The 26,364-nt window shown below is 61.1% G+C and carries 19 protein-coding genes; 6 read left to right on the top strand and 13 right to left on the bottom strand.

Going from position 1 to position 26,364, the window contains the following annotated elements; genetic code table 11:
- Positions 1–204 precede the first annotated feature (204 nt).
- Positions 205–1,113: a tetratricopeptide repeat protein gene (locus Enr13x_RS37115; RefSeq protein WP_145391945.1), complete on the top strand. Its 909-nt coding sequence runs from the start codon at positions 205–207 to the stop codon at positions 1,111–1,113.
- 21 nt (positions 1,114–1,134) lie between these two features.
- Here the strand turns inward: Enr13x_RS37115 and Enr13x_RS37110 are convergent, their stop codons facing one another.
- The 10 genes from Enr13x_RS37110 to galE form a co-directional block, all read right to left on the bottom strand.
- Complete coding sequence (locus tag Enr13x_RS37110; protein WP_145391944.1) at positions 1,135–6,519, bottom strand: protein kinase domain-containing protein; 5,385 nt, start codon at positions 6,517–6,519, stop codon at positions 1,135–1,137.
- A 134-nt stretch (positions 6,520–6,653) separates the two neighbouring features.
- The gene (locus Enr13x_RS37105) at positions 6,654–7,547 is read right to left on the bottom strand and encodes a hypothetical protein (protein ID WP_315856981.1); all 894 of its coding nucleotides are present in this window, start codon (positions 7,545–7,547) and stop codon (positions 6,654–6,656) included.
- 311 nt (positions 7,548–7,858) lie between these two features.
- A complete protein-coding gene (gene fabF / locus Enr13x_RS37100) occupies positions 7,859–9,148 on the bottom strand; it encodes a beta-ketoacyl-ACP synthase II (protein WP_145391943.1) in 1,290 nt (429 codons plus the stop codon).
- Positions 9,149–9,330: 182 nt separating this feature from the next.
- Entirely contained in the window at positions 9,331–9,576 is a 246-nt protein-coding gene (locus Enr13x_RS37095; RefSeq protein ID WP_095739641.1) for an acyl carrier protein, read from the bottom strand.
- 250 nt (positions 9,577–9,826) lie between these two features.
- On the bottom strand, positions 9,827–10,585 hold the full coding sequence (gene fabG / locus Enr13x_RS37090) for a 3-oxoacyl-[acyl-carrier-protein] reductase (RefSeq protein ID WP_145391942.1): 759 nt from the start codon (positions 10,583–10,585) through the stop codon (positions 9,827–9,829).
- An 87-nt stretch (positions 10,586–10,672) separates the two neighbouring features.
- Complete coding sequence (fabD, locus tag Enr13x_RS37085) at positions 10,673–11,593, bottom strand: ACP S-malonyltransferase (protein WP_145391941.1); 921 nt, start codon at positions 11,591–11,593, stop codon at positions 10,673–10,675.
- Positions 11,594–11,712: 119 nt separating this feature from the next.
- Complete coding sequence (gene rpmF, locus Enr13x_RS37080; protein ID WP_095739644.1) at positions 11,713–11,895, bottom strand: 50S ribosomal protein L32; 183 nt, start codon at positions 11,893–11,895, stop codon at positions 11,713–11,715.
- Positions 11,896–12,131: 236 nt separating this feature from the next.
- Complete coding sequence (locus Enr13x_RS37075; RefSeq protein WP_145391940.1) at positions 12,132–13,154, bottom strand: methyltransferase domain-containing protein; 1,023 nt, start codon at positions 13,152–13,154, stop codon at positions 12,132–12,134.
- Positions 13,155–13,257: 103 nt separating this feature from the next.
- A complete protein-coding gene (locus tag Enr13x_RS37070) occupies positions 13,258–15,222 on the bottom strand; it encodes a c-type cytochrome domain-containing protein (protein WP_197455654.1) in 1,965 nt (654 codons plus the stop codon).
- A gap of 117 nt (positions 15,223–15,339) precedes the next feature.
- Complete coding sequence (gene galE / locus Enr13x_RS37065; RefSeq protein WP_145391938.1) at positions 15,340–16,332, bottom strand: UDP-glucose 4-epimerase GalE; 993 nt, start codon at positions 16,330–16,332, stop codon at positions 15,340–15,342.
- Between the two features lie 110 nt (positions 16,333–16,442).
- On the opposite strand from galE, the gene xerD reads away from it, so the two are divergent.
- The gene (gene xerD, locus Enr13x_RS37060) at positions 16,443–17,396 is read left to right on the top strand and encodes a site-specific tyrosine recombinase XerD (RefSeq protein ID WP_145391937.1); all 954 of its coding nucleotides are present in this window, start codon (positions 16,443–16,445) and stop codon (positions 17,394–17,396) included.
- Between the two features lie 257 nt (positions 17,397–17,653).
- Here xerD and Enr13x_RS37055 read toward each other — a convergent pair whose 3' ends face one another.
- On the bottom strand, positions 17,654–18,307 hold the full coding sequence (locus Enr13x_RS37055; protein ID WP_231744481.1) for an FHA domain-containing protein: 654 nt from the start codon (positions 18,305–18,307) through the stop codon (positions 17,654–17,656).
- 98 nt (positions 18,308–18,405) lie between these two features.
- Positions 18,406–19,629 carry a class I SAM-dependent rRNA methyltransferase gene (locus tag Enr13x_RS37050; protein ID WP_145391935.1) on the bottom strand — a complete coding sequence of 408 codons (1,224 nt, stop codon included), beginning with the start codon at positions 19,627–19,629 and terminating at the stop codon, positions 18,406–18,408.
- Positions 19,630–19,791: 162 nt separating this feature from the next.
- Here Enr13x_RS37050 and Enr13x_RS37045 point away from each other — a divergent pair, with 162 nt between their 5' ends.
- The gene (locus Enr13x_RS37045; RefSeq protein ID WP_095739652.1) at positions 19,792–20,070 is read left to right on the top strand and encodes a ferredoxin family protein; all 279 of its coding nucleotides are present in this window, start codon (positions 19,792–19,794) and stop codon (positions 20,068–20,070) included.
- Between the two features lie 125 nt (positions 20,071–20,195).
- Here the strand turns inward: Enr13x_RS37045 and Enr13x_RS37040 are convergent, their stop codons facing one another.
- Entirely contained in the window at positions 20,196–20,801 is a 606-nt protein-coding gene (locus Enr13x_RS37040; protein WP_145221089.1) for an HNH endonuclease, read from the bottom strand.
- 428 nt (positions 20,802–21,229) lie between these two features.
- Between Enr13x_RS37040 and Enr13x_RS37035 the strand changes: the two genes are divergently transcribed.
- From Enr13x_RS37035 to Enr13x_RS37025, 3 genes are all read left to right on the top strand, one after another.
- Positions 21,230–23,062 (top strand): hypothetical protein, encoded by a 1,833-nt coding sequence (locus Enr13x_RS37035; RefSeq protein ID WP_145391934.1) that lies wholly within the window; start codon positions 21,230–21,232, stop codon positions 23,060–23,062.
- 111 nt (positions 23,063–23,173) lie between these two features.
- Positions 23,174–24,724 (top strand): glutamate--tRNA ligase, encoded by a 1,551-nt coding sequence (gene gltX, locus Enr13x_RS37030; RefSeq protein WP_145391933.1) that lies wholly within the window; start codon positions 23,174–23,176, stop codon positions 24,722–24,724.
- Between the two features lie 206 nt (positions 24,725–24,930).
- A complete protein-coding gene (locus Enr13x_RS37025) occupies positions 24,931–26,283 on the top strand; it encodes a c-type cytochrome (RefSeq protein ID WP_145391932.1) in 1,353 nt (450 codons plus the stop codon).
- Positions 26,284–26,364: the final 81 nt, after the last annotated feature.

The raw sequence follows: 26,364 nt of genomic DNA, 5'->3' as shown, positions 1-26,364 counted from the left end.
CCTCTTTGATGCCTCAAGGGCAGATCCCCTAACAAAGAGGCCTGACCCCTTTGTTGATCTTGACCCCTTTGTTGATCTCAGAGACGCTCTTGACTCGATTTCCACTTATTGCGTATCGCGTCAGGGATGACAGTTCATTGCGTTCGTTCACTCGCCCGTTGCGCCTTCCTGGTTGCGTGTTTCACGTCGCTGGGTGGTTGTCGCATGGGAGCCCCGATACACGTTTGGTCGCCGCCGACGCTGCGTTCCACGGTCGGCCATTCGGTGATGGTCCCCAAGATTGTCGGCCCCCAGGAATTGGCCACGCCGATTCATGAAAAACTACTGCTGGCCGCACCTGCCGACGCGGGTCGTTCCACCCGCTTGGTATCCGCCGAATCGATCAACGCATCGACGCCGGGCTTTGATCAAGGCGTCTCGCTGGTGTCTTACAACGCCGACGACGAAAGCGATCTGGCGCTGGCCAAGAAGGCTCAGCAAGGACACATCGACTTCATTTTGCGCGGCGAGATTTTGCCGGACCGGCGTCCCCGATCGATCACCGAAGCGGGCAATCGGCTGACCGTTTCCTGGCGTTTGATGCCGGTCAGCGCTGACGTCCAGGCGCCGACCGAAGGCCGGCCATTGGGCAAACCGGTCGTGGTGGAATTGGAATCCGCGCTCGAGCGATACCCCGATTTGGCGTTGGCCGCCGACAAGGATGTGGCGTTGCAATCGGCGCTCGTTCGCGAGACGTTGCCGCTGATCACTCCGGCGGTCGTGCGGGAACGTGTGCAGTTGGAAATCCCCTACTTGCTGCCCGGCACGCAAGCCATTCGACGCGGCAACGCCTTGGCGGTCGCCGGCCGATGGGGGCAGGCGGAAGCGATCTGGCAAGAGGTTTACCAGCGATATCCGTTTTCATCCGTTGCGGTGCACAATTTGGCGATCGCGGCGGTGGCCAAACAAGAGTTTGGACTGGCCAGATCGTTGGCCAGTCGAGCTGTTCGGATGAAGCCGACGAAGCTACACCAGCAAACCTTGGTCTGGGTCGAGCGGGCGCAGCGTGCCTACCACGAGGCCTTTCAGTTGCCCGATCCGCCGGAAGGCTGGTCGGTCACGCGGACACGTTGAGCGAGGGTGCCGCGCGGCTGGTTACTCAAGCGTCGGCCGAATCGTTCTGGCGATTCGGAATCCCATGTAGACCCAACGTGAATCGGCGCCGTGAAGATTGCGTTGGGAGGCGCGTGCGTCACCGGGTTGGTACAGCATCGCGCCGCCGCGCGTGATCATCCTCGTGCGGCCCTCTACGTCGAACCATTCATTGCCGGGATCAGACGCCGGTGCGAGCGATTGCCGCGGGTAGGCGAGACTTTGGGAGTGGCACCATTCCATCACGTTGCCCAACATGTCGAACAGCCCGTAGTCGTTGGGCAACAAGCGGGCGACGGGCTGGGTCCGGAATTCGGAATTGCTGACCGTCCAGGCATGGTCATCGAGTCGCTTCGGGTCAAAGCCGAACCAACGGTTGCGATCGACGCCGCCGCGGCAGGCAGATTCCCATTCCGCTTCGGTTGCCAGCCGATAACCGATTCGATCCACCGATCCCGCCGAGACGACCATGCCCGGCTTGATCGCATCGATTTCGGGATAACACATCTCGTCTTCGGGAATGCCTTCTTGCTCACTCAACCAGCGACAATACTTTGCCGCGTCATACCAGGTCACATTGATCGCGGGACTGTCTACCGATCGGGCATAGTCTTCCGGATAGTCAAAATCGTTGCGAAACGCCAGGAACTGCTCGACGGTCACTTCGGTGGCTCCGATCGCATAGTCATGGTCGATCACAAACGCCGTCCGCGGCTCTTTCTGTCCGTCACGCCCCGGTTCATTGCCATACGAACCGAGCCAAACGGTTGCTGCCGGTCGAACGACCACCATCCGCTGCCCCGAGACGGCCAGAAACTCACGATCGGGATCACTCGACGGCGGCAAGGGTAGATCCAGATTCCATGCGGCCGCGAGGGCGAGTGAAGCAGACCGAATGCCTGAGTCGGTCGTTCGTTGAAGCGGATCACGCCAAACCTCCGTGACCGACGACCGTTGTTGCGGACTGACTTGGTCGACCGGAATCAGTTTCAACGCCATCAGGCAACTGCGGACTCTCATCGCGTCTTGCGGGGCTTGGTCATCTCGCGAGTTTTGAATTTGGTCAAACAACCATTCCGGCGGCAACATGAATTCGCCGAATCCTGCGATGACGGCACCCCGTGTCTCTTCGCCCCAATGGCCGGCGAGTGCGTCTTTCACATTCTGGTCTTGCTGCAGTCGCAACTGCGCCAGTGCCAGATTGCAGCGGACCCGGGCGGAGGCAACCTGGGCATCGATCTCCGGCAGCGCGCGCCACCAGACCGACTGAAATCGAAATGTCCGATCGTCGTCAAAGGCGGCCGCATCGAGTGAAACGGGAAAGTAACCCTCGGCCATCAGCTTTCCCGCCGCACGCAGGTGATCGAGTCGACCCTGGTGTTCCAGCAGCTTCGCCTGCACGGGAAGATCATGCCACCAGACCGGAGTGACCGTCCCATCGCGTCGACCGTCGGTGGCCAAGCTGGATCCCGCCACAAGCACTGGCGAAGATCGATTCCATTGGATGATCTGGCGGCACTGGTCGGCCGACTGGTTCCAGGCGTCGGCGTATCGAATCTCGCGAGTCGTTTGCCAGCGAATGGACGTGAATTGCTCGGGCAAATCCGACTGCTGGACCGACAGATTGAAACGCGGCAGTGACAGGCCCCTTTGCAGCATCGGCTGCCATCCGTCGGTCTGGTGATGGCTCCCCGGCACCTCCAGATACAGGTCAGCAGCGGTCACACCGTTGTTTTGCGGCCGACGAATCCAGCTGACGAAATATCGCAGGGTTTTATCCTCGTCGGCGTAGCCGCTGATGCTATCGGGAAGAAAGCCTTCGTCACGATGGTCGCGATTGAGCGCCCGCACCTGATCGGCCGAGAGATCCAACGCATACTTGGACTCCAACGAGTCTCTCGTGAACAGGACAAAGCAATAGCGCTGCGCGTCGTGACGATAGACGGCGAGATGTCCGATTCGATAGCCGCTGATGGCGAGTTCTGTGGCGAGTCCGGCCAGACGATCGCGAGGAACCTGGTGGGCCACGATCGCGTGCGGGCCGATGACCGATTGAAAGGAGTCCAACTGAACCAAGAGGGCGTCGTCGATTACCGGGTCGGGTGTCAAATCGACTCGATCGCGATCACCGACGATCCACCAGGGCGACCCCCAGGGACGTGTGACATCGACCACCGCAGTCTCGGCCTGATTGATCTGATCCCACTGCCGCCGCAGCGCATCGCGTGCCCGATCGGGATCCGCTTCCATCGTTTCCAACAGCAAGTTGAATTCGGAGGCGTGGGCGGAGCGGACCAGGTCGGCGAGCAAGTGGAAATCCGTTTTGGCGAACTGACGCACCAAATTGACGGCGGTCAACGAAGGCTGCTGCCGATCCGGGTCCGACAAATGTTTGGCAAGCCGCGGCAGCAACGTCTCGGCCAGCGGAGCAAACCCCAGCCCCCAGCTCTTCGACCAGACCGGATTTTCGGCCAGCAGCAACTGCACCAAAACCGCTTGATCGTCCGGATCATCAAAGCCACCGATGCTGCCGGGATCGTTGGCGATCAGACAGGCCGCGCGAAGCAATTCCCCGCGCGTCGCGGTCTGGTCCCGCCACAGCTCGACCGCCAACTCGTTGGTGGAGTTCATCAAGGGAACGATGCTCCGCGCGATCTGGACGACCTCGTCGACCGGCGCGGTCAGCGCGTGCCTGGTCAATGTTTCTGCCGCGACGACGTCCCGATCTGCATTGACCAGGGACGCGCGGACACGAACCGATAGCCTGGAGTCCGGGTCCGCAACGAGTGTCGACGCCTGGGCTCGAATCCACGCATCTTCGCGCAGCTCGGTGGCCAACGGGATCGCTTCGGAAAGCTCGGCGTCGACCAAGCGGGTCAGCGCCGCTTGACTGTCCCGCTGTCGAAGCTGGTTGACCACGAACGCATAGCCGCCCCAGCTGACGGCCAACAGCAATCCGACGGCCAGCGACCACGCCCCAAGCCGACCGAGATGGCGCTGGCGGGCGGCGTTCATCATCCGCAACTGTGGTCCGGTATAGGTCGAGGGCGGGACATGTCGACGAACGGCAAGGTATTCGCTGAGTGTCGGTAACGCTTGGGGCAGCGGACGAGCACGGTACAGCTCGGTGAATTCATCCAGCCGCAATCGCGCCTTCCCGGCTTTGGTGGTGCGGTTTCGCAATTCGACCCAGTGACGGATGGGCGCGATCAAAAAATCATGCGTCAGTTGATAGCCGGTCGTGCCGATCTGACTGGTCGACGATTCGCTGCTGAAACTGTCTTCTTCGGTCCGGTCGGTCGGAGTGATCAGATGCAGTTCGCCGTCCAGGACAGCGATCAATCGACGGAATGCGGCTTTGTCGCGGTAGCCGGTCGCTTCCATCAGTTCCTGCTCGCTCCGCACGGCGCCTTTGATGCTGGACCCCGATTCGGGCAACAGGGCGCGGAGCACGTGCTCGGCGCCTTCGGCGAACAACCGGATCCGACGCGGCGAACGCTCATTGTCGAAGGTCTCGTCCAAGAACCGGACCCCAATCCCGGTGCCGCCGTCTTTGAAGAGAGACGAACTGGTTTCCCAGTTGCGATGTTTGAGCATTTCGGTCAGCAGCGCCAACTGGACACAGATCACTCGGCCGTCGCTGGCCAGGTAACGGATCGCGGAATCCAGGAATTGATTTTGGCGTGGGCTGAAATGGGTCTGTGAATCAGGCAAACGCTCGTGCGCGGCGCCGAACAGCGCCAGCACATGACGGGCATGGCGGGTATCAAATAGATCCAACAACGTCGCGTTTTCGTTCTCGGCGATCGGCAGATCGATCGCTTGCATCAATCGTGAAATGCCGAGCCAAAAGTCGTCACGTACCATCAAGATGCATTGCACCTGCACGCCATCGCACTGTCGCAGCGCGGCGGTCAACGATTCACGTTCGATGTCGGGATGGGAGAACAGCCACTGTTCGAACTGATCGATGAAGATCACGACCTTGGGTTGATTGCCGCGGCGGAGAGCGGCAATCAAGTCCGCCAGATCCGTGACCGATCCAAAACGGTGATCGCCGAATTTCGATCGGATCGCACCGGCCAACACCGATTCGGTTGATTCGGGTGTCGCCTGCAGATAAATGCTGGTGCACGGATTGCCCAATCGCGACATGATGCCGGCCCGGACCAGCGACGTTTTCCCACACCCGCTGGGTCCATAGATCAGTCCGACCGGGACGGCTCTGGAAGCATCTGTCGAATCGATCCGCGACAACCAAAACCGGACAATGTCCGGCAAGCCGTCACGGTCATAGGGTCCGGGCAACAATTCCAAATAGTGCTCGGCATCTCGCAAATCAAACGGCCGAAGTCCTTTGGGCAGGGTGCGGCGTTGGCGGTGACTGTCTGCCTGAGCGGCATTAGGACCGAACGCCGACTGAGCCGACGTGGTGGATGTCGACGAATCGCCGTCCATCGTTTCGACAAAGTGCGCCAAGTCATCGACCAGCAGTTCACAACTGGCGTAGCGGTCGTGTACGGACTTCGAAAGCGACTTGAGACAGATCCGCGCGAGTTCCGCCGGCACCTCGGGCTGGATTTCTCGAGGGTCGACCGGGTCGTGATAGATGATCTCTTGGAACAGGCTGTCGCGGTCCTCGCCCTTGAACGGTTTGCTGTCGGTCAGCGATTGATACAACACCGTGCCGAGGGAAAAAATGTCCGAGCGTCCGTCGACCCGGTGGCCTTCCCCCCGCGCCTGTTCCGGACTCATGTAGGCCGGCGTTCCGACGTAGGCGCTGCGGCCTTCACGCTCGACGTCGCGCAGCGCTAAACCGAAATCGACGACATAGGGACAATCCTCTTCATCAATCAGGATGTTGCCCGGTTTGATGTCGCGATGGACGATGCCGCGGGAATGGGCGTAGGCGAGCGCGTCGGCGACGTAGCGAAGGACATCGGCGAGCTGTCGATAGGAAGGGCGTTTTCGCCGAATCCACTGGCCGAAGGGACAACCATGGATCAGTTTGGTGACCAAATAGCAGGCGACCTGTTGCGTCGCGGCGGCCCGGTACACGGGCACGATGTGGGGATGGTCCAAGCTGGCCATCGCACGGGCTTCACGCAGATACGCCGCGGCGAGATCAGATTGATTGACCAGACGTTGATGCGGGACCTTGAGCGCGACTTCACGTTGCAACAAGCCGTCATAGGCGCGATAGACCGTTCCGAAACCGCCCTTGCCCAGGAACCCCAAGACGGAAAACTCTTCGATCTTCGTCAGTTCCGCTTCGGACGCATTCTGCCGGGCCGAATCCAAGGAGTAGTCGCCGGTGGCGACCTGACCATCGAGTCTGGAAGGGGTTTGAGACGGGTGGGTCGGCTGGGTGATGTCGTCTTCGCTCATCGATGCGCCATGGGGTTGCCGTCTCAAGTGCTCTGGCCAGAGCGCTCGCGTCCCTCCGCGGCTGGTGCGGCGCAGGTCCGTCCGATTCACCCCCGGGTCATTCTAGTTGACCCGCCTTCACCCTGCGCGCATGTTCACTCAGGAAGCTTCAAGCGGTGCTTGTTTTGCTCGTAGAACTTGGTGATATCCAGCGACGCCCGACGTTCCTCTTCCATCAGCTGGATCCGGGCCTCCAGTCGCTCGATTCGCCGAGCCATCTGGGGAATCAAATCCTGGGTCTCGTCCGCCGGGGCGGGCTTGGGAACGGCGGGATAGCCGAGGTGCCGCTGCAGGGCGCTGAACAGGTACAGCGGATCTTTGCGTCGATTGGCCAGTGCGATCCGGCCTTCCTTTTCGCCGAACAGGAACGGGCCCTTGCCGTCGGACGGTTTGCCGGCCGCGTTGAGTTTGTTGCGGTAGTCCTCGCTGACCAGGAAAACGAGGTCGGCAAAGTCGATCAGACCGATTTGGGCGCGGAGGCCGAGGATCCACTTGCTCCAGCGGTCGTCATAGATCGGATCGCCGCTCATCGCCGTCAATCCGCGATCGTAGGAGAGTCGATTTCGGCACAGGACCTCAAATTGAAAGAAGAACATTCCGGCCGGGTTGGCTTTTTCGACCCGGTATTCCGCTTCGGCCTGCATGACTTTGAAGGCGGTGTTCATCATGAACCGGCCGGTGTCCGCTTCACTTTGGTCGACCAAATAGGTTTGGAACGGCGTGAAGTAATGGGCCAGTTGTCGCATCGCCGGCCCGAGCAAGCCGGAGTGTTTGACTTCGGTCAGCAGGTACTCCATCGCCATCGGCAACCGTGTGGTCGCCAAGACTTCGTGGCGCAGCTGTTCGAGCAAGTCCTGGATCGGAAACTTGCCCCCGGCCTGTTCGTGCAGCAATTCGAACAGGTGGGCCTGTTCGATGTACTCCTCACGATCGAGGATGTTTCCCCGCTCGGGCGGATTCTTCGCGCTTGGCGGTTTGAGAGGTGGCATGGCAATAGCGTACCAGCCGACGCGGTGTTTTAGGGAGGCGTTGGTGTTTCGCCTTTCGGCGATTCCTGGTCGCTGCGACGCAGCGATAGTGGACGGTCCCTCGAGGGTACGACGTCCTTTCTAGGTCGTCGGTGCGAGCCCTCCGGACGACGGTCCGGAAGGGCCATCGTACTCAAAAAGCCGGTCGTCCTAAGCTGGACGGTCCCTCGAGGGTACGACGTCCTTTCTAGGTCGTCGGTGCGAGCCCTCCGGACGACGGCCCGGAAGGGCGTCGTACTCGAAAAACAGGTCGTCCTAAGCTGGACGGCCACCTAGCCGTCGAACCGACCAACAACGATGCAGGCGTTGTGCCCACCGAATCCGAAGCTGTTGCTCATCGCCACTTTGACGGCGCGCGACTTGGCCTCGTTGGGCGTGTAGTCGAGGTCACAGTCCGGATCGGGCGTTTCCAGATTGATGGTCGGCGGGATGACTTCCGATTCGATGGTTTTGCAAAGAATCACGGCCTCGACCCCACCGCTGGCACCGAGCGAGTGCCCCAGTGCGGACTTGGTGCTGCTGACGCTGGTCTGATAGGCGGCCTCGCCGAAGACGCGTTTGATGGCGGTGGTTTCGGCTTTGTCGCCCAGCGGGGTACTGGTGCCGTGGGCGTTGATGTAGTCCACGTTTGCCGGATCGATCCGGGCGTCGGCGAGCGCGGCGGTCATCGCGGCGGCGGCACCGATCCCGTCGGCGTCGGGGGCGGTGATGTGGCCGGCGTCGCTGGTGGTTCCGTATCCGAGGACTTCGCCGTAGATCTTTGCCCCCCGCTTCTTGGCGTGTTCGAGTTCCTCAAAGACCAACACCCCGGCGCCTTCGCCGAGCACGAACCCGTCGCGATCGGCATCGAAGGGGCGACTGGCCTTGGTCGGTTCCTCGTTTCGCGTCGAGAGGGCCTTCATGTTTTGAAATGCGGCCAGGCCCATCCGGGTCAGCGCCGCTTCGCTGCCACCGGTGATGACCAGATCGGTTTCGTTGAGCCGGATGCTACGGAGCGCATCGCCCATCGCGTTGGTCGCACTGGCACAGGCGGTGGCGACGGCATAGTTGGGGCCTTTGAGCCCGTAGGTGATGGAGATATTTCCGCCGGCGGCATTGACCATCATCTTGGGGACGGTGAAGGGACTGACCCGCGAGGGCCCCTTGGTCAACATGCGTTCGATCTGGTTTTCGATTTCGATCAGCCCGCCGATGCCGCTGCCCAGGATGACACCGCAGCGGGTGCGGTCGACCGATTCGAAATCGATGCCGGAATCCCGGATCGCCTGATGACCGGCGTGGACGGCGAACTGGGTGAAGCGATCGAGTCGTTTTGCTTCGCGCGGATCGGTCACACCCTCGAGCGTGAAATTCCAGACTTCACCGGCGAAATGAACTTTGTACTCGGACGTGTCGAGCAATTCGATGTTGCCGACACCGCTTTCACCGGCGATCAGTCGATCCCACATCCTGGGGACTTCCAGAGCCAGCGGAGTGACGGCGCCGATGCCAGTGATAACCACACGGCGATCACCTCGGAAAATCGGTGGTTGTGACACGGTGTCTGATGAACCCTGGGTCATCGTGATGCCTTGGCGATGCGTTCAAGTGATCGAAGCTGCGAACATGACGAATCAGAGGTTCGAGAGGTCCGGATGAAAAAAATGCCGCCCACAATGATCGGCAAGCGGCTTTGAAAGCCGGATCACCACAAGACCATGAGGCGGCAATGCGATTGAATAAGGTGGTTCGAGCGAGGGACGAATCAGGCGTCTTCGCCTTTGGCATTCTCGATGAAGTCCACCGCCTCGCCGACCTTTTGGATCTTTTCGGCAGCTTCGTCAGGAATGCTAATGTTGAATTCCTCTTCGAGCTCCATCACCAGTTCGACGGTATCCAACGAATCGGCACCCAGGTCGTTGACGAAGGACGTTTCGCGGCTGATCTTGTCTTTTTCGACACCAAGTTGTTCAGCAACGATATCGACCACGCGCTCTTCGACGGTAGCCATAAGCAATCTCCAATGGTTTGATCTGCAAGGGAAGTTATCGAGGGAACGAAACGCCCCTCATCTGTAGGGAGGAACGAGACGGCAGGGGTGGGAGCCCGGAGACGCTTCGTTGATTCGCCGAAAAGATAGGGGAAACAAGCAAAAGGCGTCAATATGCCGGGATTCCCGACTGACCATCTCGCGAAGGTTTTCACTCGGCTTAAGGTTGCCGAAAGTCGCTGCGGGGGCCGCTACGGGGCCGGCAGGCTAGCTATCCGGTGATTCCCCCGTCGACGACGATCGTTTGGCCGGAAATGTACCCGGCGTCACGGGAGGCGAGGAAAAGCACGGCTGCGGCGACATCTTCGGGGTTTCCGATGCGTTTGGCGGGGATCGTTTTGATCACCTCGTCCAAAATTCCCGCCGGAATCGCGTCGGTCATGTCGCTGGCGATGAAGCCCGGGGCGACCGCGTTGACCGTCACACCGCGATTGACCAATTCTTTGCTCATCGTTCGGGTCATGCCGATCATCCCAGCCTTGCTGGCCGAATAGTTGGCTTGGCCTTGGTTGCCCATCAGCCCCGAAATGCTGGCCATGTTGATGATTCGGCCATATTTTTTCTTTCGCATGATCCCGGCGGCGGCCCGACAGCAGACGAAACAGCTGGTCAGATTGGTGGCGATCACGCTGTCCCATTCCTCGTCGCTCATCCCACGCATCGTCTTGTCGCGTGTGATCCCGGCGTTGTTGACCAGAATGTCCAGCCGGCCGTGCTCCTTGGCCACTCCTTCGATCGCCGCGGCGGTCGCCGCCCGGTCGGTCACGTCACAGGCCAGCGCGATGCCTGTGCCGCCGACGGCTTCGATGTCCGCGACGGTCGCCGCCAGTTTCTCCGCGTTGCGGGCCATGCAGGCGACCGTGGCGCCGTTCATCGCCAGCGCCACCGCGACGGCTTTACCCAATCCTTGTGACGCGCCGGTGACAATCGCGACTTGGCCGGATAGATCGGCTTTGAGTGTCAGTTCCATGTTTCTCGCTCGGGGAAAATCTTGGGGTCGGGAAGCCGGGGCAATCGGTCAGACGATGACTCTTTCCTGGCAATGCTCTAGACGGTTCTACTGGTCGCCAAAGCCATCGGTGGGGATTTTTCGCTGGATCCGCTTCAGCGTTCCTCGCAGCACGCGACCGGTGCCGGCTTCGAGAAAACCTTCCACGCCATCGGCAATCATGCGACGAATGCTCGCCTCCCACATCACCGGCTGGGTGACTTGGCGGCTGAGCAGATCGCGGATCTCATCGGCCGATTGATGCGGCGCCGCGTCGACGTTGCTGTACACGGGGATGCGGGTGTCGCAGAGCGGGATCTCTGCCAAGGCTTGTTGCAGCGACTCGACGGCCGGCGCCATCAGCGAGGTGTGAAACGCGCCGGCAACCGAGAGCGGCACGACCTTCATCGCCCCGGCCTCGACCGCAGCGGGTTGCAACCGCTCGATGGCCGTCAGGTGACCGGAGACGGCGATGTTGCCCGGGCACAGCAAATTCGCCGGCCGCAGGACCTCATCGTCTTGACGCACCTCGTCGCACAGCGCTTGCAGTTTTTCCAGTTCCATCCCGATGACGCTGGCCATCCCGCTTCGGACGGCGTCGGAAGCCGACTGCATCGCCTGGCCGCGGCGTTGGACCAATTTCAGCCCGTCGGCAAACTCCAGCCCACCGGCAAAGCAAACCGCGGTGTATTCGCCCAGGCTCAGCCCCGCGCAGGCGCTGATCCGCTGGACCCGCTCGGGATGCTCCGCCGCCAACACCCGGGCCGCGGCGACGCCGACGGTGAACAGGGCGGGCTGGCAAAATTCGGTCGCATCGAGTTTTTCAAGGGGGCCGTTTTGGCACAGATCGGCGAGATCGTAGCCGAGCACTTCACCCGCCTCGGCGAACGTCTCGTTGGCGATCGTGTAGGTTTCGCACAGCCATCGACCCATGCCGACGCCCTGTGCCCCCTGACCCGGAAACAGAATCCCGGCGGAATTTACGTCCATTGATAACAGCCGCTAAAAAAGAAAACCGCCGAGCAACCTCATGCCGGGGTCACAAACGACACCCGGCAACACGGCACGGCGGAATGCGTCGAAAAGAATCGTCCGATCACGCCTGACGATTACTCGTCAACCGGCTCGACCACGGTACGCCCTTGGTAATAGCCGCATTTGGGGCAAATCGTGTGCGTCGGCACCGAACTGCTGCACTGCGGGCAATAGGCGATTTGGCGTTTCTTGACGCGATCGTGGCTGCGGCGTTTGCCGGTTCGACTGTTGCTGTGTTTTCGCTTGGGGACAGCCATGGCTGTTTGGGGGGGTAAGTATGGTGTTGATTTCGAATCAAAATTGGCCCGGCATCGTAGAAATTTTGAGCCGGTTTCGTCAATCCATGATTAAAAAAAACCGCGACTCGAGGGCAAACTAGTGGCCGCGAGCCCGTTTTCAGGCTGTTTTTCATCCGTGGGTACGCTTTGCCATCGGTGGGTTCATTCAAATCGGGCACTGGGGGATTGTCCCTTAGGCTAGTGCTCAGTGCCATCTACTTGGCCATCGACTCGGCCACCATCATCCCCAGCCCGGCTTCGCTGGCGGCCAGATACGTGAACTGAATCCCGCCCAGCCCGGCGGCCTGGAACATGCCCTGGCACTCGCGCAAATCGCGGACCCGGCCCTGCGGGGTCGCCAGATGAATCGACAATCGCCCCAGCGATTCTTTCAACCCGGCCCGCCCGGGGCCGATGTAAAAGTCCGGCACCGCAATCCGGCCGCCCGGCTTCAGGGCTGCCGCCGCTTTTTCCAACAGGCTTGCGGCTTGATCATCCGAATAACCGGATAGCATCTGGGCCAACACGACGAGTTCAAACTGTTGCCGGCCCACGGTGGCCGCCAGCGGATCACTTTCAATGGTTTTAAAACGATCGCCCAGCCCGATCGATTCGGCGGTGCTGCGGGCCGACTGCAGCGCCGCCGGTTCATCAACGGCCACGATGACCGCGTCCGCGTCGCGGTGCGCCATCGCACAGCTCCACACGGCCGACCCGCAACCCAAGTCCAAGATCTTGGGGCCGGGGCAGGCATCTTGGCCGCCGATGTCCAGGATCTCCGCCGCCTGCATCGCCGCGGCGGTGTGAATCCACTGGGTCGCCGCGATTTGCGCGCGATAGTCCGCGCCGTCGACAGACGCCGCGCTCTCCGGGGCCTTGAGTCGACCGACCAGAGACTCCCAGCGGCGGTCGCCCAAATCGTCGTCGTACTGGCAGAGCAGATGCCCGGCTCGGGCCAGCGCAAAATCCTCCCCGTACTGCTCGACCAGCCCGATGGCCACCAGGGCGTCGAGCAACAGCGCGGTGGTCTCGCGCTGCAGCGACAGCGATTCGCAAAGCTCCTCCAGCGTGTGTTGCTTTTCACGCAACCGAGCGGTCAGCCCCGACTGTCGCGCGGAACGCATCAAATGAGCCGCCGCGTTGGTCTGCATCCAGTTCTGGTACTGCTCGATGGTGCGGTCGCCGGCGGCGCGGACGGCGGACTGGCTCGCGGTGACTTGTTCGGGGCTCGGGTTCATGGCGCGATTGATCGTGGGGGAGGCTGGAAGCTTACAAGCTTAGCCGATGGCAAGCTGGAAGCTTACCCCACGGTAGGCGATGGCAAGCTGGAAGCTTACCCCACTAGCGTGCGAACTGGAGGAGCTGGTCGATGTAGATGGTCGGCGTGACGCCGAAGCCGCCGACGAAGGCATCGTTGAACGATTGGTCGTCATCGAGCAATCGGAACGTGGCGTCCAACATCTTGCGGCGGCTGCGGTCCAACATCGACATCGCCAGTGCGGTCCCGAAGGAGTCGGCTTGCTCGGGCGTGAGCTTGTTGTCTAAGAATGCTTTGGCGTTTTTGACCGCCGACACCGCCTCGCCGGCCAACACCCGCAGTTTTTCTTTCTCGCTGCGACTCTTGGCGTTCTGCTGCATCGCGGTGGCCGAGCCGATGCCTTCGGCGAACCAGCGCGGGACATCACTGCCGCGGGAGGCCACCGCCAGGCTGACGATCGGCGCCAGAAGTCGAGACTCGATGGCTTCTTCGTCCTCGGTTTCCGAAGCCACGGTGGCGGCGTAGGCATCGATCCCGTCGTACTGCCAGTGGGCCGACCAATCGTTTGGCACGCTGCGTTGTTCGACCATCTTGGCAAACTCGCTGTAGTCATAGCGGCGTGGCAGCACGAAGATCGTTGCGCGGCCGTGGAAGTAATCTTCGGCGGCTGTCGATGACGCCGGTCGGGCGACCGACTTGGCGATTTTGAGGTGTTTTTCTGCCGCCCGGCCGACCACTTCCAGGGTCTGCTGCGAACCGGAGCCGACGACGCGGAAATGATCGGTTTGGTGTTCGGTCAGCGATGCGGTCGAATTGGCCAGTTTGAAGTTCCGGTCGGCCAGTTCGGCTCGTTTGGCTGAGATCTCGGCACTTGAGGCGCGCGAGGCCCAGGCGAGCTTGCTGATCACCTTGATCGGCTGCGATTGGTTGGCATCGAGCGTCGCGCCTTCATCGATCCATTTGGAAATCAACGCGATCGAATCGTCGCTCAGCGGTGGCCGCCCGCCGGCCGGCATCCGCTCGCCATCGGTCGCGGTCCCGCGCAGTTTCTTGACCAACAAGCTCGCTTCGCCGCGGCCCGGCGTGATGATCGCCCCGCTGTCACCGCCGCGCATCATTTGCACAAACGTATCCATTCTCAATCCGCCGCGGACCTGCATGGCTTCGATGTGACAACCGCCGCAATTGTCGACCAGCAGCGGCGCGATCTCCAATGCAAAGCTCACCGTTTCGTTGCCCGTCGCTTGGGTGATCACCGGCGGTTTGGTTTCCATCGCCGGGGCGGGCGTGCTGCCGGCGGCGAGCATTTGATTGGGATCGTTGCCATCAAATTTCGCGCCTTGGGCGATCCATGTTTTCAGCGTTCCCAGTTCAGCCGCGCTGACCTTGGCACCGCCGCGCGGCATGTCGCCGGTTTCGATCGTTTCGATCAGCCGGCTGCCGATGACGTCACCGGCAAACACGACGACGCCTTCGGGTGGTCCCTGCATCAACGCGGTGTAGCTGGACGTGCTAAATCCGCCGCGGCGTTCGCTGATGTGGCAACGGCCACATTTGCTGCTCAAGATCGGCGCCACGTCGTTGGTGAAGCTGACCAGCGTGCCGGAGGGCGGGGTGCCGGGCGTGTTGGGGTCGGATGAATCGGACGATGCCATCGGGGTCGATGCCGTCCCGGTCGGACGCGGCGGACGTCGGAACGGCGGCAGTGAGATCCCTTCCAATTCCAGCATCGCGTGGGCCCGCGAAATCTTGTCGATGTGGACGACGATCGCGTCGTAGAGCTCGGGGCTTCCCAGATCGACCGCACGATCGACCTGCTCGAGCGCCTTGCGAATCTCGTTGCCCGACGCGTCGTACTTGCCTTCGAAGTAAGCTTTGCCGGCCCGATTGATCGTCGCACCGATGGTCGAGACGATGGCTTTTTGGCGTCGATCCAATTCCACCGCCTGGGCCGTTCCGCCACCGATCACGCCGCCGGCAACCAGATCGACCAGGAACGCGGCAAGCAGCAGGACGCAACGCATGGCGATGGGGATGATTCGTTTCATCTTCATAGAAATTGTCGGCGGGGCGTCGCGTTCTTGCGACGGTTGCGGATCTCAGCTCGACGCGGCTTGCGCATCTACCCAGGCAAACGGAATTCGTGGCCGCGAGAGCCCAAAATTCTAGTGCAAAGCGTCGGAATAGCCGTTCGGGTGGCTCTGATGCCACTTCCAGGCGGTTTCAACGATCCGTTTGACGTCGTTGTACTGGGTTTTCCAACCCAGCAACTCGGCCGCCAACCTCGCATCGGCAACCAGCTCCGGCGGATCGCCTGCCCGCCGCGCTCCCATCACTTCGGGGATCGGATGGCCGGTGACCTCGCGGCAGGCTTGGATGATCTCGCGGACGCTGGTGCCCCGCCCGGTCCCCAGGTTGACACAGATGCCTTTGCCGGGCTGCAGTTTTTCCAACGCGGTCAGGTGAGCGGCGCCGAGGTCGTCGACATGAATGTAGTCGCGGACGCAGGTGCCGTCGGGTGTCGGGTAGTCGTCGCCGAACACGGTGATCGCCTCGCGTTGGCCGAGCGCCACTTGCAAGACGATCGGGATCAGATGCGATTCCGGGGTGTGGTCTTCGCCGATCGATCCGTCCGGTCGCGCGCCGGCGGCGTTGAAGTAGCGGAGTGCCGCATAGCCGAACCCGTACGCCGCGGCGTAATCGGCGAGCGCCTGTTCAAACACCAGCTTGGTAAACCCGTAGGGGTTGATGGGCTGCTGAAGCGTCGTTTCCGCGATGGGAATCGTGTCGGGCTCGCCGTAGGTCGCCGTCGTGCTGCTGAAGACGATTTTTTTGACGTCGGCTTCGCGCATCGCGTCGAGCAATTCGATCGCCGCGACGACGTTGTTGCGGTAGTAGAGTGCGGGATCATTGACCGACTCATTGACCAACGCAAAGGCGGCGAAGTGCATCACCGCGTCGATCTGTTTGTCTTTCAACACGCCGGTCAATTTCGCCCGGTCGGCCAATTCGCCTTCGACCAGCATGCCGTCCGGAACCGCCTGGCGGTGGCCCCGCGAGAGATTGTCGTAGACGGTGACCTGGTGGCCAGCTTCGGTGAGCAAACGAACGGCGTGCGAACCGATGTAACCGGCACCACCGACAACCAAAACATTCATGAAATCCACTTCAAGCATTTAGGGCAACGGATGTGGCGACGTGGTGTGCCGACCAAGAGATTACGGAAACCATACATCAATCTTCTCCCGAAACCGGATGAAATCAATCGGTGGCCAAACGACGAACCAAGTTGCAATTGATGCAGGAGTCGGGGCCGCCCGAGAAACCTTCGCACTCGGCCGACACCATCCGAGAGGAATTTTTGAACTATCTGCGTGGCGAGTGCCACCTGGCTGACAACACGATTGAAGCTTACGGGCGGGATCTCAACCGTTTCATCGGCTGGGTGGGAAAACGACGCCTGGATTCGATTCGCGTCGGCGACCTGACCCAGTTCATGGGCACCCTGTCCGAAGCGGGCCTCGCGCCGGCTTCGGTGTCCCGCGCGGTCGTCGCCATTCGCACCTTCTTCAAATATTTACAGTTGGAAGGGACGGTCAGCGAAAATCCGGCGGAGCTGCTGGCGGCCCAAAAAATGTGGCAGCGGATGCCGGGCGTGCTGTCGCAGCGGCAAGTCGACCAGTTTCTGCGCGCCCCACGCCGATCCGACGCGTTTTGGCTGCGCGACGTCGCGATGTTGGAAGTCTTGTACGCGACCGGATGCCGTGCCAGTGAAGTTTGTTCGCTGCGGGTCCGCGACCTTTCCTTGGACCAAAAACATCTCAAGTGCACCGGCAAAGGCGGCAAGCAACGCATGGTCCCGATCGGCAATCGGGCGATCGCGGCGATCGAACGTTATTGTGAACAGCTGCGTGGGGAACTGGCCGCGAAACCACCGCACCCGCCGGACGAACTATTTCTTTCCCGCAGCGGACGGGCACTCGATCGCATTCAACTTTGGCGTCTGGTCAAGCACTACGCCAAACGGGTCGGCATCGATTCGGGGATCAGCCCCCACTCGTTGCGTCACAGTTTTGCGACGCACTTACTGGCCGGCGGGGCGGACCTTCGACAAGTGCAAGAGATGCTCGGCCACGCCAGCATCCAGACGACGCAAATCTACACCCACGTCGAGCACTCCAGGCTGAAACGGGTGCACCAACAGTACCATCCACGGGCCTGAACGAGGCAACCCCGGTGCCATCCACTTTGACGCCAAGCGGGGTGTTTCTTGTTAGCGGTCGGGCGCGAGCCCTCCGGTCTTTCACGGTGTTTTTGAAGCGCGACCGGACGGCTTGCGGGCTGTCGATTGAGTCGGGATCTGCTGAGTCAATGGTGAGCCGCTGGCCGTAAGGCCTGGGGCAGCGTCGCAGTGCCCGGCCGCTTACGCGTCGCGGCTCACAAAAACGACAGCCCGCTCGCGCCGTTCCGCTAACACCGTCACTCGCCGTTCCAATCGGGGTCGGCGATCTTGCGGTGCATTTCGCCCAGGCGTGCCTGGACACCCAACAGTCGTTGCCAGGAACTCAACTTCAGGGTCACCGATTGACTGGACTCGTCGATCTTGGCCGTCTCCACCAGTTTGCACAGACGGTGTTGCAAGAAATCCAAGATCTCGCACAGTTGTGCTTTTTGCCCCGGGCTCAAGTTGTCCGGAATCGAGGGGATTTCTCGGACCGACGCGATGTCCATTTGGAAGGGCGATTTCTCCTGACTCAATTCGAGTGCGACGGAACTCTCCGACGAAGACATCTCGCGTGACATGGTCGGGTTTTCGCTGCCCAGTGCCGCCAACCGCGCCGCAATCTCTTCTTCGGAACCGACCAACATCAGGCTACGGCCGACGGAGATCAGGTCACCGCTGCGAAGGATTTTCAGCGGATATTCCACCCCGTTGACCTTGGTCCCGTTGGTGCTGTCCAAATCGGTCAGCACCAAACGGTCGTTGTCACGCTGGATCTTGAAGTGGCAACGGCTGACACGCTCGTCGTTGAGTTGGATGTCATTGACTTCTTCTCGCCCCACCGTGAACGGTGGAGTGAGATCGCCGAAGACTTTGCCGCGATCAGCGCCGTGAAGAACTTTCAACGTCACACCCGACATGGGCAGACCCCGAGATGAAAAGGATCGAGAAAGAGGATTGTTGTGCTGCATCAATATATCTGGTTGATTGACGTGCGTCTGCCAGAATTCTAGACCACCTGGGCGATCACGCATTTTAAATAATCACTTTCCGGGCAACCGACGGCCAGCGGGTGATCCGGGGCCGGCCCTCGATTTTCCAAAACGATCAGGTCCCGACGCTGGCGTCGCCCCACATCCACCAGCATGTTCAAGAACTCGCTGCGTGAAACACGACCGCTGCAGCTGCACGTGACCAGAATCCCGCCGGGGGGAAGCAGGTCAACGGCCAAACTGTTCAATCGCCGGTAGGCGCGCAAGGCCTGGTCGACCTGATGACGCGAGCCGGCAAATCGCGGGGGATCCAGAATCACGGCGTCAAATTGTTGCCCCTCATCGCCGAGCCGCTTGAGTGCGTCAAAGCAATCTTCCTGCAAGAACGACATCCGATCGGCGACCCCGTTTCGTTGTGCCGACTCGGTGGCCGCCGCGATCGCCGACGCACTCGAGTCAATTCCCAACACGTTTTCCGCACCCTGTCGCGCCGCCACCAAACCGAACCCGCCGGTGTAACAGCACACATCTAAGACGCGTTTTCCACGCAAATAGCCCGCCGCGGTTTCGTGATTAAGCCGCTGATCCAGGTAGCCGCCGGTTTTTTGGCCGCCGACCAGGTCGACCGTCAAATCGAGTCCGTTCTGGCGGTACTTGACCGGCTCGTTGAGGTCCGCCCCGGGGATCGCCAAGGTGCCCGACTCCGGATCCAGCCCCTCATACTTGGCGGTTTTTTCATCCACGCGGACCACGATCTGACGGCACCCGGTCACCTGCTGCAGGTGATCGAGAATCGTCTGGCGCCAGTTCATCAACGCCCCGGCGGTGAACTGGACACCGAGACAATCGGCGTATCGGTCGACGATCAGGCCGCTGATCAGATCGGATTCGCTGAAAATCAATCGCTCGGCTTCGTCCGGTTCCGCCGCCCGGGAAAGTCGCCGCCGAGCGATCGCCGCGTCGATCCGCCCGGTCCAAAGTGCATCGTCGATCGGCGTGGTGCTTTCGTATGTGTACAAACGCACCCGTAGTCGGCTGTGGGGATTGACCAAGCCGCGGCCCAGGAAATTGCCGTCCATGTCCACCAGCTCGACGATGTCACCGCGTTGCAGGTTGCCGCCGTCGCTGAACCGGTTGCCGTCACTGATCAACGCATGGGCATGGACCCAGGGATGCCGGGCGAGAAAAGGAAACTGTCGTCCCGGTTTGACACGGAGCTGTTGGGGGGTGGGTTGGGACACGGCAGGCCAGGGTGCGGGTCAAAGGTTTTGGTCAGAATCTTTGAAGAATGACCGATCGCTGCCTCGTTGCACAGGTTGGGGTGCAGCCAATCGCTTCTCCGGCCGATATATTGGTCGAAGAGCTGATTCTTGAGTGGTTCCCGTTACGAAAGGTTTTTGAACATGACTCATATCGTCGCCGAACCCTGCGTGGGTTGCAAATACACCGATTGTGTCGTCGTTTGCCCCGTCGAATGCTTCTACGAGGGCGAGCAAATGGTGTACATCCACCCCGAAGAGTGCATCGATTGCGAAGCCTGCGTGCCCGAGTGTCCGGTCGAGGCGATCTTCCACGAAGACAATCTGCCCGAGGAGTGGAAGAGCTACATCGAATTGAACGCTCAAAAGTCTGAAGAGTGCGAGGTGATCACCGAAAAGAAAGAACCTCTGGCAGACGATTGATCGCGATTGGAACGATCCGTGTTTGGAACGATCCGTGTTTGGAACGATCCGTGTTTGGTCACCCGCCAAACAAAAAGCCTCGTCGGTGGTTCACCGACGAGGCTTTTTTTGATGCGGCAGCGATTTCAACCGGCGGCCGGCAGAAACGTCTTCCAGCAGTCGTAACGCGGGTCATTGACCGAATGCGTGACCAGCGGGTTGAACCGTGGCTTGGCCGGCTTGGTTCGCAGCTTCATGCCCGCTTGCTTGGGCGTGCGGCCGCCCTTGCGGCTGTTGCAGCGCAAACAACACGCGACGATGTTTTCCCAGGTCGTCGGCCCTCCCTGGCTCCGCGGCACGACGTGATCCAAGCTCAACTTGTGCGTCGGATAGTCCTTGCCGCAGTACTGGCAGGTGTGTTCGTCGCGGGCAAACAGGTTCTTGCGATTAAAACGAACCGTCTGCATCGGCATCCGGTCGAAACGCGTCAAACGGGCGATGCGTGGAACTTGCATCTCAAACCCGACCGCTTGAATGAAGTCATCGCCGGGTTGCTTTTCGATCGCGTTGAGCTGACTCATCTCGCACCAGCTGTCAAAGTCATAGCTGATGAACTGGCCCGCCTCGTGGCTGATCACCTCGGCACATTGGCGATACAACAGCGTCAACGTTCGACGTACATCGACCACGCGAATGGCCATGTAAAATCGGTTCAAAATCAAAACGTGACTGTCCAGCAAACTCTGACTCATCTCTGCGAAATCCTTGCACTTGTTGCATGGCCTAGCGGCCAGCCGGGGTGACACGATCGGGATGATGTTGCGTGTTGCAATCCGCACTGTCTTCTGATGAACCACATCAGCATTCACATTCTAGTCAACCCGACAGTCCGAATGGGCCCCCAATTGAGCCTCAAAGGCCCTCAGGAACGCCGACTTTTGCGAAACCTTCATCTCCGCCGGCGGCTTTCAGCCTTCAACCGGCCGATCCGCCTGGCAGCGAGACACTTGGTGCCCCCGTCGGGGTTCGCCGTGAACCCGATTGACCCGGTCCCGCGGTTTTTCGTAGGAACTTGAGGGCGACGAATTCCCCGTTCCCGCTGCAGGCGGCCGGTGCCATTGCTAGCGTCACTGGCATCACTTGAGCCGCCGCTTCCGATCGACTCGACCGCCCCCCGTTCATGTCCCAACTTCGCCGCACCACTGACCGTCGGCGGCGCGTGCTGTACCATTCGCACGTGTCCCCCCACACCCCCTCCACGCCGGCGACGCGTCGCGCGGCGGCGGAACTGCGCGCCGCACGGCAGCCGGCCCAGGCATTCGGGTCGCGCGTGCATCAGCATCTTCGCGGACGATGGTTTTCGTTGGTCCCGGTTTCCCGACTGGCGATGGGGATGTCCGCGGCGGTCGTGGTGGCGATTTCGATCGTGCTGACGATGTTCCATCACGCGGCCTTCACCTGGCCCAGTCTTGCCGCTCGCGCCGATCTCGCCCGCCCGTTGCTGATCCATCGGCCAGACAGTCTCGGCGCCTGGTGGACGACGATGCTGCTGTTGCTTTCGGCCGGTGCCACCCGTTTGATCTACGTGCTTCGCCGACACCGACGCGACGACTATCGCGGCCACTATCAGTTGTGGCAATTGACGTTGGTGGTGTTGTTGTTGGCCAGTGTCCATGCGACCGTCGATCTGGTCGGCTGGCTGGGCGCGTCGCTGGATCTTCTGGTCGGCGACCGTGCGGTGCTTTCCGGGGCGAATTGGTTGCGGATCGTGCTGGACGTCGGCGGCATCATCCTGACCATGCGATTGATCGCCGAGGTCCATCGTTGTCGCCCGGCCCTCGTCGCCCTGATCGTCTCGGCCGTCCTGATCGGTTTTTCAGAACTCGCCCATTGGCAGATCGTCGTGGTCGATGGCCCCGCCAAGGCGACGCTGGTGATCGCCGCACCGATGCTGACGTGGTCCTGTTTTTTGGTGGCCGCGACGCTTTACCTGCGTTCCATGTACCGCCAGATCCGCAACATCCCCGCGGCTCCGTCGATCCGCGAACGTCTCGCCCAATGGGTCGCCGAACGCCGCAACCGTGATGACGAAGATTTCCGGTCAGAGTTTTTTGAGCCGCAAGACACGCCGCGACCCGCAGTTGCCGGCGTCCCAACCCGGCGTCCCCGCGCGGTCGCCCCGGCGGCCAAATCCGACGCGGTTTCCAAAGACGACGCTCAGGAAACGGATGTCGATGAAAACCGTTCATCGCGGCCGGACAAGCCGGGTTGGCTGGCCCGCCTGAGACGCCGCGGCGGAAAAAGCGATTCCGATTCTGATTCAAACGACGCGAAGCCCGGCGGCTCGTCCGAGACCGACGCGACCGCTGGCAAGACCGCCGAGGACAATGGCACCGTTGACGATGCGGCCGATCAAACCAAACCCAAACGCCGTTGGTTCGGCCTTCGCGCGGCACGCCCGACCGAGCCAGCCGACGAAGCGGAGGCATCCGAATCGGCAGCTGAACCCGAGCCGAAATCCGACGACCCACCGGACGCCGAACGCCCGGCGAAAAAGAAACGCTGGTTCTCACTGCGGCTGAAACCCCAACCGGTTTCTGACTCCCCGGACCAGGACGAGGACTCGGCCGAGCCGGTGTCTGAGCGTGACGATCAAGCGGAGGCCGAGCCGAAGGAGAAGAGGGGCTGGTTCGGCGGGCTGCGACGACGCAAGCAGGTCAACGCCGAGGAGACGGACGATTCGGAGACCGACGCGACAAGCGATCGCTCCAAGTCGCAACCGTCCGGTCAAACGCCGGCTCGCGGTGCCTCTTCCCCATCACGCGGCTCGGGCCCGCTCAGCTCCGCCGCTCGCCAACCGCGCGGCGCGCAGGCCACAGCACCGCAGCGCGGCAATCCAGCCCCGCCCCTCGACGACGACATCGATCCCGATGACATCGACTGGGAATCGATGAGCAAAGCGGAACGGCGACGGATGCGAAAGCACCTCAAACGCACCGGCCGAGCGGCGTAGGATCGGGTGACTGCCGGGTGCGGGGATGCCGGCGCCGCCCTTCGTTTCAACCGCGGGCGCTGATATTGTTTGTGTCGCCATTCCCGTCCTCCCGTTCCCATCCAATTTCTCATGATTCGAACCCGTTTTGCGCCCAGTCCGACCGGTTACTTGCACATCGGCGGTGTCCGTACGGCCCTCTTCAACTGGCTGTTGGCCAAACAATCCGGCGGGCAGTTTATCCTGCGGATCGATGACACCGACGCGGGACGCAACGTGACCGAAGCCCTGCAACCGATCCTGGATGGTTTCAAGTGGCTCGGCATCGACTGGGATGAAGGCCCGGAAATCGGCGGCCCCAACGGCCCCTACTACCAATCCCAACGCATCGATCTGCACAAAGCCGCGGTCGCCGACTTGCTCGCCAGCGGACACGCCTATCGCGACTACGCGTTGCCGGAAGAATTGAAGGCCGAGCGTGAGGCTGCCGAAAAGCGCGGCGAACGGTTTTTCTACGATCGGCGTTGGATGGCGGCCGACGACGAAGCGGCCAAGGCTTACGAAGCAGAGGGTCGACAGGCGACGATTCGGTTGAAGATGCCGCGTGAAGGCGACTGCGTGATTGAGGACCTGGTCCGCGGCACGGTGACCGTCGCTTGGGAGACCGAACAAGACCATGTGATCGCCCGCACCGACGGCAGCCCGTTGTACCACTTGGCCAGCGTCATCGACGACCATGCCTTCGGAATCACGCACGTCGTCCGCGCCGAAGAACACCTGCCCAACACGCCGCGGCAAATCTTTATCCTCGAATCGCTCGGTTACCCGCGTCCGCAATACGCCCACCTGCCGTACGTCGCCGAGCCGGGCGGGACGGCCAAACTGAGCAAGCGCAAGCTGAACAAGTACCTCAAGAACAAAGACTTCGCGGACCTGCTCGAACACGGCAACCGGATCGCCCAGCGGTGCAATCTGACGACCGATGACCAGACCTTCAATCCGGTCATCGTCGATTTCTACCGCGACATCGGATTCACCGCCGACGCGTTGCTGAACTACCTGCTGTTGCTGGGTTGGTCCCTGGACGGTGAACGGGAAAAGTTTTCCGTCGCCGAGATGATCGAGCTGTTCTCGTTGGCTCGCGTCACCAAGTCACCGGCCTCGTTCGACCCGCAAAAACTGATGGCGTTCCAGGCCGACCATTTCGCCTCGCTCTCGGCCGAGGCTCGATTGCAAGCGGTGGCTCCGTTCGCGACCGCCGCGGGGCTGGTCGAATCCAAGGACGACCCGAAACTCGCCGCCGTCGTCGCCGCCGCCGGGGATCGGCTGAAGGTCGCCGGGGACATCATCGATTTCGATTACTGTTTCATCGATGCGATCGAGTACGATCCCAAAGCCTTCAAAAAGCGGATCACCAAGCCGGCCGACGCCTGCGACCTGTTGTCCGGTTTTCGCGAAGCGGTGTTGGCGGCCGAGTCGCTGGACGCGGCGGCGGCGGAATCGCTGCTCAAAGGCTACTGTGAAACGGCCGAAATCGAGATCGGACAGATCATTCATGCCGTCCGCGTCGCCGTGACCGGGACCGCCGTCGGATTTGGCGTGTTTGATACACTGGCCATTCTCGGTAAAGAGACGGTGGCCGAGCGGATCGAAAACGCGTGCAAAAAAGCCGCAGAAGCTTGATTCTATCCCCGAAATGGCGCAGGTTACAGGATCCGCTCAACCACCGATGCAACCGGATCCCTACGAGCCCTGTATCGCTGCGTCGAGCCGGTGTGGATGGATCATCGCCCGTAGGTTCGCACAAAACGGCTGAGATTTTAGGAAGATCAGCCGGTTTGCTGCGAGCGTCCGGGCCTCCCCCCGTGTTCGTTCTCTGTCGAAATCCCATGAAAAACTACATCCTGTCCGCCCTGGCCCTGTTTCTGTTCGCCGGATGCAGCCAAAAGCCATCCGAATACACGGCGGAATTCGAGCCGAATCTGGTCCACGCGATGAAATACCAGATCAAAGAAGGCATTCCGATGGAGCAGGCCATGCAGGATGCCAGCTGGATCGTCGACGGCATGTTTGGAACCCCGGACGAGCCGACCTTGCCCGAAGCCCTGCAAGACGAAGACTTCGCCGACTTGATCTCGCTGGACCGAATCAAAACCGCAGCCGGCCCGATCGCCGAAGGCAGCGGGCTGTATCGCAAACATTGTGTCAGTTGCCACGGGGTCACGGGCAATGGACGCGGCGAAGCCTCGGCCACCCAGGATCCGTACCCGCGAGACTATCGGCATGGGATTTTTAAGTTCAAGTCAACCAAGCGAGGTTCCAAGCCGATCCGCGAAGACCTCGCCCGCTCGATTCGCAACGGAATTGCAGGCACGGGGATGGTTAAAATTCCCGATTTGAAGGAAAAGGACATCCAAGCGCTCGTCGACTACGTGATCTACCTGTCGATTCGCGGGGAACTGGAACGCACCCTGATCGATGACGCGATCTTTGAATTGGATTTGGAAGGTGGTGACCGGATCATCGATCGCCAACTCGGGGAAACCTTGGCCGCCGGCGGTCGCGAGCAAATTGAGAAACAGATCGAGGCCTGGGAAGAGGCCGGAGAACCCGAGGACGATCCGGCCGCGGAGCTTGCCGACCGGTTGGACAATTTTGACGAGTCGATGGAGATCGCGGTCGAAATGCTCGAGGACATCGGATTTGATTGGCTGGACGCCGAAGAGGACATTGTCGAAGTCCCCGAGCCGCCGGCCGACATCCCCGTGGCCGACAATTACGCCGAGTTCGTCGAACTGTCCCAAGGCGACCAGGCCGAGGCGCTGGCGGCATCGATCAAACGGGGCCGAGAAATTTTCACCGGAAAAGTCGCTTCGTGCAGCAAGTGTCACGGCGAAAAAGGCTACGGCGACGGCCAGAACAAGGATTACGACGACTGGACCAAAGACTGGACGACACGGGCCGGGCTGAAACCCGAAGACACCGAGTCGCTGATCCCCTTGATGGCCCGGGGAGCGATGCCACCGAAGAACGCATTGCCGCGTAATTTCTCCGAAGGCGTGTTTCGCGGCGGAGAAGCCGCCGAAGATCTGTATCGTCGGATCGTGCAGGGCATCGAAGGTAGCCCGATGCCGGCATCCACCTTTGTCCCCGGCGAATACGAAAAAGACGACATCTGGCACCTGATCAACTTCGTCCGCTCGGTCAAAAAGCCCGACCCCGAGACCACCGAGGCGATTTAACGCCCGTCCAGACCGTCGCATCCTGGCGTTGCGTTTTCGACAGATTTGTTGTTTGATCCTGGCAGTCGACGTGCGCACGAA

The organism is Stieleria neptunia, from assembly GCF_007754155.1.
GTDB classification, from domain to species: Bacteria; Planctomycetota; Planctomycetia; order Pirellulales; family Pirellulaceae; genus Stieleria; species Stieleria neptunia.
This window is presented reverse-complemented; position numbering and strand designations above follow the sequence as displayed.